Source organism: Alkalisalibacterium limincola (genome assembly GCF_008017755.1).
Taxonomy (GTDB): Bacteria; Pseudomonadota; Gammaproteobacteria; order Xanthomonadales; family Xanthomonadaceae; genus Alkalisalibacterium; species Alkalisalibacterium limincola.
Genome location: NZ_VRTS01000016.1, coordinates 1 through 12,045 on the forward strand (window position 1 = coordinate 1; position 12,045 = coordinate 12,045).

12 protein-coding genes are annotated in these 12,045 nt (G+C 57.8%); 1 reads left to right on the forward strand and 11 read right to left on the reverse strand.

Annotated features, from left to right (window positions below):
- Nucleotides 1-128: 128 nt before the first annotated feature.
- The 4 genes from FU658_RS16135 to FU658_RS14085 all read right to left on the reverse strand — a co-directional run bounded on the left by FU658_RS16135 (nt 129) and on the right by FU658_RS14085 (nt 2,248).
- Nucleotides 129-536, reverse strand: a complete 408-nt coding sequence (locus FU658_RS16135) for a DUF6188 family protein (protein ID WP_425477624.1) — start codon at nt 534-536, stop codon at nt 129-131.
- A 63-nt stretch (nt 537-599) separates the two neighbouring features.
- Nucleotides 600-899 carry a DUF705 domain-containing protein gene (locus FU658_RS16140; protein ID WP_147892656.1) on the reverse strand — a complete coding sequence of 100 codons (300 nt, stop codon included), beginning with the start codon at nt 897-899 and terminating at the stop codon, nt 600-602.
- Nucleotides 900-958: 59 nt separating this feature from the next.
- Nucleotides 959-1,273 carry a hypothetical protein gene (locus FU658_RS14080; RefSeq protein WP_147892657.1) on the reverse strand — a complete coding sequence of 105 codons (315 nt, stop codon included), beginning with the start codon at nt 1,271-1,273 and terminating at the stop codon, nt 959-961.
- Nucleotides 1,274-1,936: 663 nt separating this feature from the next.
- Nucleotides 1,937-2,248, reverse strand: a complete 312-nt coding sequence (locus FU658_RS14085) for a hypothetical protein (RefSeq protein WP_147892658.1) — start codon at nt 2,246-2,248, stop codon at nt 1,937-1,939.
- 627 nt (nt 2,249-2,875) lie between these two features.
- On the opposite strand from FU658_RS14085, the gene FU658_RS14090 reads away from it, so the two are divergent.
- Complete coding sequence (locus tag FU658_RS14090; protein ID WP_147892659.1) at nt 2,876-3,832, forward strand: IS30 family transposase; 957 nt, start codon at nt 2,876-2,878, stop codon at nt 3,830-3,832.
- A gap of 841 nt (nt 3,833-4,673) precedes the next feature.
- Here FU658_RS14090 and FU658_RS14095 read toward each other — a convergent pair.
- The 7 genes from FU658_RS14095 to FU658_RS14125 all read right to left on the reverse strand — a co-directional run bounded on the left by FU658_RS14095 (nt 4,674) and on the right by FU658_RS14125 (nt 11,940).
- Complete coding sequence (locus FU658_RS14095) at nt 4,674-5,096, reverse strand: tetratricopeptide repeat protein (protein WP_147892660.1); 423 nt, start codon at nt 5,094-5,096, stop codon at nt 4,674-4,676.
- 641 nt (nt 5,097-5,737) lie between these two features.
- Complete coding sequence (locus FU658_RS14100) at nt 5,738-6,112, reverse strand: hypothetical protein (RefSeq protein WP_147892661.1); 375 nt, start codon at nt 6,110-6,112, stop codon at nt 5,738-5,740.
- A 68-nt stretch (nt 6,113-6,180) separates the two neighbouring features.
- Complete coding sequence (locus tag FU658_RS14105; RefSeq protein WP_147892662.1) at nt 6,181-6,522, reverse strand: hypothetical protein; 342 nt, start codon at nt 6,520-6,522, stop codon at nt 6,181-6,183.
- A gap of 560 nt (nt 6,523-7,082) precedes the next feature.
- The gene (locus FU658_RS14110) at nt 7,083-7,664 is read right to left on the reverse strand and encodes a hypothetical protein (protein WP_147892663.1); all 582 of its coding nucleotides are present in this window, start codon (nt 7,662-7,664) and stop codon (nt 7,083-7,085) included.
- Nucleotides 7,665-8,296: 632 nt separating this feature from the next.
- Nucleotides 8,297-8,740 carry an Imm50 family immunity protein gene (locus tag FU658_RS14115; protein WP_147892664.1) on the reverse strand — a complete coding sequence of 148 codons (444 nt, stop codon included), beginning with the start codon at nt 8,738-8,740 and terminating at the stop codon, nt 8,297-8,299.
- Nucleotides 8,741-10,238: 1,498 nt separating this feature from the next.
- Nucleotides 10,239-11,519 (reverse strand): MafI2 family immunity protein, encoded by a 1,281-nt coding sequence (locus tag FU658_RS16185; protein WP_484476964.1) that lies wholly within the window; start codon nt 11,517-11,519, stop codon nt 10,239-10,241.
- The gene (locus FU658_RS14125) at nt 11,422-11,940 is read right to left on the reverse strand and encodes a hypothetical protein (protein ID WP_147892666.1); all 519 of its coding nucleotides are present in this window, start codon (nt 11,938-11,940) and stop codon (nt 11,422-11,424) included. Before FU658_RS14125 ends, FU658_RS16185 begins: the two co-directional genes overlap by 98 nt.
- Between the last annotated feature and the right edge of the window lie 105 nt (nt 11,941-12,045).

The following is a 12,045-nucleotide window of genomic DNA, read 5'->3' on the forward strand; positions in this document are numbered from 1 at the left end:
ACGAAGCGGTGTAGCGGTACGTGGTTCGTGGACCTGGCTTGGCCATGAAAGACACTCCTGAAGTTAGATCAGGGTGTCCACTAAAGCGGAGGAACTACCACTTCCGCTGAAACGCGAAGTTAGGCTGACTAGTTCCAGACGACCACATTTCCGCCCCCTTGACCGACGGCTAGCGTGCCGTCAGGCCCTTCCGCCTGCCAAGCCTCGTAACCGCTCGAGTCCGAGACTACTTGTAGCGCTGCACGGCCCATCTCTAGCGTTAAATCTGAAGTCCCGGAATGTGCGCTTACGTGCTGAAGCTCAAGTCCGACAAGAGCTGCGCATAGCTTTTCGATTGCGTTTCCCGAAGCGGGCGCCGCAAAGGAGTGGCCGTCATCATGGCTCGTAAGCACAACTATGCCGTCCCGTCGTAGACGCCATAGAGACTCAATTTGTAGGCGATAGCCATCCGTCAGGTGCAGAACACACGGGCAGCCCTCCCATGACTCCACCAAGGTGACCTTGCGGCCGATCAATAGTTGTTCCCACGCAACCATTGGAGCCCTGCCTAACACCCAAGTTCAGCGGAACCGCGCAGCGGTTTCCGCTGAAACGCGTAGTTAGGCATCTGCGGCGTTCCCTGGAAGGACATGTCGACAGTAGCGCCACTCGTCGAAGGACTGGTCGTCAATGTAGACATCTGGTTTTGGTAAGAAAGCCACGAAGCAGTCCTCGATCCCTAGCTCGACCGCTGACTCCCTCGCGTACTCGCCTCCACCCGAGCTCCATAAGTACATTATCGCACCGTCCTCGTGAAGCGCCCGGATGCTTGAGACCACGGATGCCATAGGCATGCGGTTCGTCCCAAAGGAACGAATCAAGGTGTCATCGACATCTACGTAAACGACGCGCGGTTTCATTTGATGCCTAACACCCAAGTTCAGGGGAACCGCGCAGCGGTTTCCCCTGAAACGCGAAGTTAGACGCTGCGTTGAAGTGTCGAAGCGACATGCAGTATCCAGGCGAATGCGGCGATAAGCAGCATAGTGCCAACGCCGCCGACGATAAGGAATGCCTGAGGGCTATGTAGGGCGGCACCAGCGATGGCGGCCATGAGCGCGGGCAGCAGGAACATGCGATTGCCTACGGCTCGATGCAGCGCACCCGGGTCGCCCACGCGCGTGTAGTCGACCATGTTGAGCGGCTTGGACTCGCCAGCGAAACGAACGGCCAGGGCGAGTACCAGCAGCAGTACGGACAGGCCGATTAGGCAAATGCCGAGAAGTATCAGCATAGGTGGCTAACACCCAAGTTCAGCGGAACCGCGCCGCGGTTTCCGCTGAAACGCGAAGTTAGGCTTGTGACGCGACGGGATCATGGCGGAATGATTCTTGGCCGAACCGGTTGCCGGCACCGAGGCAACGTGACTGCCAGGGCAATAAATACGAAAGACAAGAAGCTCAGAACGGCAACACGCGAAACGCGACTGTGCGCACGAATGGTCAGATCCGACGGTATGGAGTGCTAAGTGCATCTGCCACCTCCTTGTTGCAGTTGGGCTGCTTGGCAATGCACTCCCTGATATATGAGGCCATAGGCTCATCAGGGTCTAGCCACGAGAGCCAGGCTAACAGCACCAATATCTCTGAGCTTGGGTTGCGCGTGAGCCACCACTGAAAAGCGCCGTGACGATCATGCTCAGGCGCACCAATGTGGCTTGGCTCATGGCCGGCCAGCTGGATAGTCGCAAGCTCCTCCGGGAGAAGCTCCCAGTCCGACCACTCCGGCGGAAACTGCATGAGCTGTAGCCAATCAGCGTGCTTCATATGTTTTGCCCGGGCCTAACACCCAAGTTCAGCGGAACCGCGCAGCGGTTTCCGCTGAAACGCGAAGTTAGGCCTGCGAGGTGTCGAACTGGGAAGTACCATTGCGCCACCTCTGGAAGGCAGTTGCTGAGCTAAGTCGCGCGGGCCATGAGTGCGCGCATGGAGTCTATATCTGCGGGCGGAACTGAAACAAATTCCGTGTTTGGCAACAAGGTCAGCTCAAGGCCAAGCTCTCCACGGACAGCAGAAATGAGCTGCTCGAGCCAGCGGGTGTAGGACCATTCGCGAGGTGGCGGGGAGCAGAAGTACCCACCGGTGTCCCAAGTGATCTCAGCGCCGGCTCGATACACGAAGGTGTAGAGGCTTGGATTCGCTTCGGCGGGGAAGACGCAAAGCCGTTGCTGGTCGTCGATGGCTATACGCGTGATGCCTACTTCGATCATGCCTAACACCCAAGTTCAGCGGAAACGCCGGCGCTAGTCGGTGTTTTCCGCTGAAACGCGAAGTTAGGTGGCTTTGTCGGCGCGCAAAGCGACATTGGAAGCAGGCCGGCGAAAATAAATGAAAAACCCCGTGGCAATAATTCCAAAAAGCGCTATGAGGAGCACGATGGTGAATAAGCGAATATTACTCGAAAGCTGGTCGGAAAGCTCTATGAAACCCCGCAGAGTCTGAGTTCTACCGTCTATCACTATAGTAGCGAACTCTCGGTACTCCTCTAGCGAGTCCATCCGGTCCAATGCCGCTCGCGTTCTATCGTCACCTTGCAAGTATACGTTTCCAACCTCTGCGGCCACTTCCAGAAGTTTGTGCTGGTACATGATCAAAAATAGAGTTCCGAAGCTAGCTAGGACTAGCAAGCAGTGCAGAAAAACAAGGACTTTGAACGGTCGATGCGTCACGTGGCCTAACACCCAAGTTCAGCGGAACCGCGCAGCGGTTTCCGCTGAAACGCGAAGTTAGGCTGCAGAAATTGCCAAAGTAAGTGCGACAAACCCAGGCTCCTGGAATCGAGAGGTGAGCTGGCAGACTGAGCGGGTCTCTGATCTGGCGAGAAAGGAGCCCCGGCCATGATGTACCACCAGCTCACCGTGCTTGAACGATACACGATCTCCAAGCTGCGAAAGGCAGGCCTCCCGGTCGCTGAAATGGCCCGGATTCTCGGCTGCCATCGCAGCACGATCTACCGGGAATACCATCGCAACAGCGTCCAGATCGGCAGGTGTCTGACTTACTGCCCGAGCAAAGCGCAGGAGCGGCGGAACGGTCGTCTACGCCGAAGCCGTCGAGGTCCACACCACGACCAGGGCCAGTACGCCCGGGTGGTCTCGCTGCTTCGGCAGCAGTGGAGCCCCGAGCAGATTGCTGGAACCCTCGCCCAGCAGGGCGAGTTTCGAATCAGCTTCCAGACGATCTATCGACATGTCCGGCGCGACTGGCGCGCAGGAGGCAAGCTCTACTTGGAACTGCGCCAGCGCTACAAGCGCAGAAAGCGCCACTACGGTCTTGAGAAGCGTGGCCGGCTTCAGGGCAAACGGATGATCGATGAGCGGCCGGCGAGCGTGGAAACCCGGCAGGAGGTCGGTCACTGGGAGGGCGACACCGTCGCTGGGGCCTCTACCGACAAGCATTGCATCGTGACCCTGGTGGAGCGGGCGACTGGCTACACGCTCATTGGCAAGCTGCACTGCCGCACGACCAAGGCCCTGAATCGGAAAGTGCTCGAGCTCATCCGGCGATCAGGACTCCCGTTCCTGAGCATCACCTATGACAACGGCACCGAGTTCCATGGCCACGCGGCAATGGAGGAAGCCAGCGGAGCCACGATCTACTTTGCGCACCCGCACCACCCCTGGGAGCGCGGCACCAACGAGAACACCAATGGCTTGATCCGGCAGTACCTGCCGAAGGGAGAAAGTATGTCCGGCGTGGCGCAAAGGCACTGCAACGCCATCGCCCATCGACTCAACACCCGACCGAGGAAGCGCTATGGATTTCGAAGCCCAGAACAACAGCTATTCGGCTGATGGTGGTTGTCGCACTTGGTGGTTGAATTCACCCCGATGTAGCCAATAGATGTGCACGACTAGCTCTCGGCAGTCGTCTGTGTCTTTGAGTTCTGACGAGCATCCCTGGATGGCCTAGCGTCACCTCTGGATCGCACAATTCCAACCACGCGCCCGATCGCATACAGCAACAGTCCCGCTAGAAAGCTCGCGCTTGTGAACCACGTAACCCAAGCCGGGTCAATGTTGCTCGGAGGAGCGAAAAACACGATCCACGCGAAGCAGCCCAAGCTTGCAAGAATCAGCAGTGCTCCGGCTTGAAGGTAGATGTTGGTGAAGCCAAAACGAGACATCGCAGCACTCCTTAGCTCTGTGAAACTCCAGGTAAAAGGCTAACACCCAAGTTCAGCGGAACCGCGCAGCGGTTTCCGCTGAAACGCGAAGTTAGGCTTGCGACAAAAGCATGCCCGTGACTGGGATCCCGGCGAACGCGACGAGGGGCGACAGATGGAGGACGGCATTGATGCTCCCCGTGCGAACGAGATGCCTAGATGCAGCGAAGAATAGCGCAGCTGAGGCTAGTAGAAGGCCGGTCACGACATAGCCGGTAGCGGCGGAGCTCGAGGGACCAGGCGGCGGCAATACCGTGGCTGCACCTGCTACTAAGGCCATGAGCAAAACGCCTACACCGAGAAGATCCTCCAAGCCTGACAGGAAGGACTTAGCGCGGGTCATGCTCTTGCTCTCTCACTGCCTAACACCCAAGTTCAGCGGAAACGCCGGCGCCAGCCGGTGTTTTCCGCTGAAACGTGAAGTTAGGCGCTGGGGTCATTGTGCACACTGGAGCTCCTGACAAGATCGGCTACCTGTGATCGGGAGCAACAGGTTTGGGGCGGTTCTCGGAGAACTCATTCTCCAAGAGTTCCAGCCAAGCATCCACTCGATAGTGTTCCTCCGGCGCAACCTTCAGCAGTCCTCTCAACACCTGTTTGGCTTCAGACAACTCGCCAAGCTGGTAGTGGGCCTTTGCGAGGGCCCAGTGGGCCTCAGGCCGCCTCGGCTGAGAAGACAGCCAGTCCATTGCAGTCAACTTAGCGGTTTTGCTTTCGCCAGCGGCGAGCATGTCTTCGAGTTCTGCGCTCTTGTATTGGCTCAGATTACCGAGACGACTCTCCCGTCCCACGCTGATCATGTTGGCGGCAAGCACAAAAAAGATCGCTACGACCCCGAAGGCACATACAGCGATGGCGGCAAGCAGCCACTTGATAGTGGTGAGCTGGCTCAAGAGGGGATCGATGGACTCCAACGTTATCTCCAATGAGGGCCTAACACCCAAGTTCAGCGGAACCGCGCAGCGGTTTCCGCTGAAACGCGAAGTTAGGCGCACCGCACGGGTACCCGTCCTGCATTGACACAGTCTCCAAGAGCTGCGACGCAAAATCGGGTGGCAAACGGCGACCGCACCACATTAGCGGTCGTACCATCTGATCTACGTCCTATCCGCCTCAGAATTCCAAACCATGAAATAGAGATGAAAAGGGGCGGCAATGATTCCAAAGAAGAATAGCCCGATGGCCCAAATAAGCCAATTTTCGTGCTGCTTAATTATCGCGTACAGAAGACTGTAAAAGGTCGATCCAACAACAGTGATGTACGCTGGTGCAACCAATAAATCGACCCATAACGGGGCTGTAGTTGTTGTCAAAAACCAAGCATGAACTGCAATGCAGAAAAGACTTGTGCCGTAAATATAGAGTTTAATTTTCCGGTTCATAAGTGCTCAGCGCAAGCGCGGGTTATAGGTCAAGAACTCCAGCTTCCGCTGCTCAACCAATCTGCGGCCACCTTCCATTGCCGCCTAACACCCAAGTTCAGCGGAACCGCGCAGCGGTTTCCGCTGAAACGCGAAGTTAGGCGGCTTGCCGCTCATGGGAGCTCCTTGGCTGCACTGGCCTCAGCGACGAGCGTTGCGACCCCCGCCTGATCAAGATTGCTCAACTCGTTAAAGGCTGGCTGCGTAGCCGATCTCGCCCCGTTGCCTTCACCGTAAAGTCGGATTTCGCCGTCCGGACTTACGTAAAGAATGAAGTAGAACGGCGTGGCCGGGTTGTCTTGGGCCGAGACGACGACGGCCGAGCGGTTGTCATCGCAGGCATAGACCAACCACGAGCCACCGCCGTATGACTTCTCGATGGGGCCCGCTTGGCAGTTTAGCTCCGGGGGGCGCTCGGCGCTCGCAGATGTCGGTGAGGCCGCACCGACGCCGAAAGCTACCAAGGCGGAAAGCATCACATTACGCATCGTCGGATCCTGTCGCCTAACACCTGAGTTAAGCCGCGCCGCAAAGCGGCGTCGGCTTGGACGAATTGTTAGGGGGCGACCGATGCGGGCGAGCCATCTGGGTTTGAGACCATAACCGTGATGCCGCCACCCATCGACATGATGTACGCGTGGTACTCGAAGAGCCTGCCGTCGCAGCCCTCGATGGTCCATCGCTCTGTCACCCCGCCAGTGTCGCGTTCCACCACGGCTGCTTTGATTGCACGAACGAACTGACAGTTGGGGTTTTGGACGTTGTGCCAGCCTTGGACATCACGGGTTACGTTTGCCACATGTTGGCCGGACACCGAAGTGCCCAGAGCATTCGGCGCGCCGGTGGTGTGAGCACACGCGGCGAGTACGAGTACTGCAGCAGAAACGAGTAATTTCACGTATTTCCTCATCTTCATTAGCCCCCTAACACCCAAGTTCAGCGGAACCGCGCAGCGGTTTCCGCTGAAACGCGAAGTTAGAGGGCGACAGTGTCATTGATGCGTACGTCGCTGCCATACCTGAAGTGCCGAAGGGCAACAGTCTTGCCCTCGCACATGAGTACAGCATCGTGTCCCTTGCTGGACAGTCCAATGACGAAGCCCTCATCAAATGTGCCGGTGACCGAACGCTGGTGAGCTGGTTGCCGGGCACCGGTGGCGGAAACGGAAAGCAGGCACGGCTCCGTCGCCTGGGCTGGAGTCTGTCCGCTCACTCGAACGTAACCGTCTCTAGGCCCCAGGAGCGCGCAGCCAGACAGAACGGCACAGACCAGGAGCACGTTCGCTGCAATCTGGAGATGTCTCATTGCACCGACCTCTAACACCCAAGTTCAGCGGAACCGCGCAGCGGTTTCCGCTGAAACGCGAAGTTAGGCTTGAGGAGAAACTGTGCACCATATGACCTCGCAGGTTTGCTTCCAATCGGGTCGCAACGAGGCGTCGCGAACCGCCGCGATTGGTTAACGGCAGCCTGAACGCACCCAGGAGACGAATTCTTCTGCAAGCCCGGGCGGGTTGCAGGCTTCTGTCTGGTCTGCAATCTCGTCGTAGTATTCCAGTTCGTGAACGATGATGGGAACCGGACGACCGAGAGCTCGAGTGACGGTTGAGTCGGAATGGAGTGTGGAGGCAATGTCGCATACTGCGGCGACGAAGCGCTCCGTTAGCTCCTGGCCGAGCTCAAGGCAGCGCTCAAAGTCGGCATCTTCTTCTTCGTCGCTGTACCCGAGGCCGAGATCCGCCACCCAGCGGCCTACGGCAGCTGTGGTCGGAGAATCGGAGCCCCCGAAGACCAAGAGCTCGTTCTGAAGCCAAAAGGCGTAGTTCCACTTAGCCTCGTCGGAGCTAGAAGCCTTTGGAATCGAGGCGCGCCACTGGTCGACTGTGTTATAGCCGACAGTGAGTGTAGGTAGGCGGGGGTCGTCTGCTTCGTTGTAGATGAAGAACGACAGCGCATAGATCTCGTCTGCCGTAGAGGTTGGGACGCTCGCGAGCGATTCGGCGACGGCAATTTGGAGTCCGGCAATCGTTGGGTGAGTCATAGATGGTCTCAAGGTGGCCTAACACCCAAGTTCAGCGGAACCGCGCAGCGGTTTCCGCTGAAACGCGAAGTTAGACGCTTGCATGAGACCCCGTGGAAGATCCCTGCCGGCTGGGAATGGATGGGTCAGGATCGTCATGAGCCCAAGCTGTGTGGTTCGAGAAGGACTTCGTTGCATAGGAGGTCTATCGTGCCTTCTGACGCGAAGTCCAGTCGAAACCTGGCATGCGGACCGGCCTCGGATAGTTCAGCTTCCCAGAGCAGAGGCCGCCCTCCGTGCTGCTCCGGCGTCGACAATTCAAAGCGGCGCGAATGAGCCCAAGTGCAGACTAGCCGAATTGAGTGGCCCTTTGCGTGCTGCAAGTCAAACGCGACGTCCCGGCCAGACTCGAGCCACTCAATGCTGGTCAGAACCGCATCACCGAGCTCTAGTGCTTGAAGCGACTCTGAATTCAGCGCTGGCGTCGATTCCACGTGGCTAACACCCAAATTCAGCGGAACCGCGCAGCGGTTTCCGCTGAAATGCGCAGTTAGGCCGCCGGGTTGTCGAAAGTGGTTGAGACATCACGCCGCTCCAGGAGCCAGTCGGTGAGGCAAGGCGTGCCGCAGAACGTCACCGAATTCGAAGAACCGCTAGACCTTCTCTGCGGAGTATATGCTCGCGTCAGGAATGCCCGGAATCATGGAGACAACCCGGATCGCGTGGCATGTAAAGGACGCCTCAAGGCCGTAGGCGCCCTCGAAAGCGACTGCAAGATGCCCACTGGGCTCTTTTTCCTCGATACACAGTTCGGACAGGGCATTCTGATGATTGAACCCCTCAACCACTAGCTCATCCGCATCGTCGAATGCCAGCGTGACAATCGAGTGCTTGTGGCAGAGGAAGTAGCCATCGGGCTTCACCTGGTTGGTCATCTCGAAGACGTGAACCCGAGCAACGACTGAGACTCGACTCGGGCCCGTACCGTCTCGGCAGATTGCTAGCTCGAGAACCTCGGCGTCATGGAACGACGGCCAATAGCCGAATAACGAGGTAACCGCTTCCGCATTCCCGATCCGTGCGACAGGTACTGACATAGAAGGCCTAGCACCCAAGTTCAGCGAACCAGCCAGCGCCAGCTGGTGCGTTCCGCTGAAACGCGAAGTTAGGCTTGCCAGCGGATGAGACCAAATTTTCGTCAAATTTGAACTCAAAAGGAACCCAGTGACGGCAGGATTGATCTTGTGGTGGGTAGCGCCATTGCCGTACAGCAGAGAGGATTACATTGTTGTGCCCGCGTGGGTTGTGGCGAGTACGGCCAATGGGACGCCATTCGGATGAGGTGATGGTAGGAGAATGGACGCGGCCATCGCGGTCGACGATGAAAGAGACGACCGCGTTGCCCTCGAAGTCATTGTGCAGCTTGGGTGGGACCGCTGGGGGAACGCTAACGACAGGAAGCAGCGGTGAAGCGCAGACGGGGATGGACTGCGGAGCGGAACGAGCACTCGCGAACGAGCCAAGAACGAAGGCGACCGCAATGAGGTACATCATTTTCATGGCAGGGCTAACACCCAAGTTCAGGGGAACCGCGCAGAGGATTCCCCTGAAACGCGAAGTTAGACGCTCGGAGGTGCATCACGAGCGCGCTGAAGGGCACGATCCAGCCAAGGGATCTCCTGACCGAAGCGCTCTGCCAATGAGGACATGGCCTTTTCAACGATGCCAAGAGTGTCATTCTTTTGCTCCTCAACACGGAGAGCCAGGTGTCTATGCACGTCGAAGTCCGGCCAATGGAGAAGGCCTACATTGAGCAAGACGCGATACTCGGGCGAAGGTCGAGCTTCGGGTCCGAGCTCAAGGACAATCTTGCCAACACCACCAAAGTTAAATCGACTGGAGATCGAACGACGTATCTCCAATTCGATCGGATCCCAGACTGGGCGCAAGCGCAGATATAGCACTGGGTCGTGCTCTCGAAGTACTAGTTGAAAGTCGCGTAGGTATGGCATGGCCCGTCTAACACCCAAGTTCAGGGGAACCGCGCAGCGGTTTCCCCTGAAACGCGAAGTTAGGCTGCATCACTGCGAGAGCCCTTGATCCAACGCTGGGGCATGAAACAAATGAGTGAGATGACGCCGTAGGTGACTATCGCGTACCCAAGGCTAACCAAGAATGGCCCATCCGAGTTCGAAGCGTCCAGGGCATCGGCGCTGACAAGAAACAAGACGCCCCAAATGGTAGAGAGTAGCCATAGCATGCTCTTGCTGAGTGGTGTGTCCCCGGCACTCCGCGATCTGTATACGAATGATCCAATGAAGCCGCCGCAAGAGGCAGTGAGAAGGGCCCACTGAGGTGGAGGCGGCAAGTTCTCACGATCAATCAGCGCGATGAGGAGGCCAAATGCTGCGAGCAAGGCCGACGAGGAGGCGACCTGACGTAGCCAAACCTTAATTTCAGAGCCGATCTGCTTCATTTGCTGCCTAACACCCAAGTTCAGCGGAACCGCGCAGCGGTTTCCGCTGAAACGCGCAGTTAGGCGCAAGGGGATGGAGCATAGAACCAGGCTGCTCGTCGGTCCAAGGGGCAGAATCGTTAGGCATCTGGCCAACCCTCGCATCGCTGGTAAACAAGGTAGGTCAGATTCTGGATCCGCTCAGGAACCGGACAAGATATGTGTTGCTCATCGATGGTCCACGGGGCGGGGAAGTCGGCCAAACACTCCGTTCCGGCAGACTCGCAACTCTGTCGCACTTCAGGCAAAGGGTCGCCGTCATATACGAACCGGACGCGCACTACCTGACCAGGGCTATCAGCCTCGATCGATGCGGTACGCAGTTGGGGATGTACCTCGCCTAGAAGCGCGCGCATGAGTGAAAGTCGAAGGTCCGTAGAGGTTGGAGACGTCATAGATGGGCGCCTAACACCCAAGTTCAGCGGAAACGCTGCCGCTAGGCAGTGTTTTCCGCTGAAACGCGAAGTTAGGCGTGCTGCGGAAGTCACTAACGACCAACATGTGCGAGCCCCTCCACAGCGAGAAAGCCGATTGTGCCCAAGGCAAATACTGTTGCTAGAGCTGCGCGCCTCCAGCTCAGGACTGCCAGCACTATAGCGGCGACTAGCACGCCAGCAAGAATGGTAAGGCTGACAGTCGCGATTTGGCTCCAACCGAGCAGTAAGGGCAGTAAGGCCAGCTCCTGAGAGAGCAAGTGCATACCTAGACCAACGAGCAAGGCGCCGGCTAGAACAGGGCCGACAAACTCCAGACCGGTGAACCAGCCATCGGTGGCCCATGACATTCTGCTCTTGAAGCGCTGAGCTTTCCGATCCATGGCACGGTGCTCCGTGGCTAACACCCAAGTTCAGCGGAAACGCTGCCGCTAGGCAGTGTTTTCCGCTGAAACGCGAAGTTAGGCGCGCTGCGGAAGTCACTAACGACCAACATGTGCGAGCCCCTCCACAGCGAGAAAGCCGATTGTGCCCAAGGCAAATACTGTTGCGAGAGCTGCGCGCCTCCAGCTCGGGACTGCCAGCACTATAGCGGCGACTAGCACGCCAGCAAGAATGGTAAGGCTGACAGTCGCGATTCGGCTCCAACCGAGCAGTAAGGGCAGTAAGGCCAGCTCCTGAGAGAGCAAGTGCATACCTAGACCAACGAGCAAGGCGCCGGCTAGAACAGGGCCGACAAACTCCAGACCGGTGAACCAGCCATCGGTGGCCCATGACATTCTGCTCTTGAAGCGCTGAGCTTTCCGATCCATGGCACGGTGCTCCGTGGCTAACACCGAAGTTCAGCGGACGCGCCAGCGCCAGCTGGTGCGTTCCGCTGAAACGCCGAGTTAGGCGCTTGGGAACCTTCAGGCGAAGCCAGTTCATCTGCGAACCGCCACCTGTAGCGCCAGCGTACAAGCAGATCTCTGTCCTGTAGCAGCGCCGCCTCCAGGCCCTCAAACAACGAGAGGTCGAGCCAAGCCTGCCGCTCAATCTCCTGTCCAGCGCGGACCTCCAAATTGCCAAATGGCGCGCCGTCCATGAAGGGCATCAGTGAGAAATCTGAACCCGTCTCCCAGTCAGAGATACTGACCTGAAGCCCGCCTCGATTGACTCGCTCCGGCACCTGCCATAGCGGTATCAGGACCTCACTGGAAGAAGCGTTGCGGTAGCGAACTATCAAATGAATATCATCCCGGCTACGAACGCAGTAGACCACAAGCTCCATTCTGGCTTCGCTTGGAGCGTCCAGCTGCGGAGACTCGGAAAGCAGGAGGGCAAGAGAAAGCGGCAGACTTGCGATCATGGCGGCGCCTAACACCCAAGTTCAGCGGAACCGCGTAGCGGTTTCCGCTGAAACGCGAAGTTAGACCGAATCCGCCAATGGCCTTTCATTACTCGTATCTCTGAG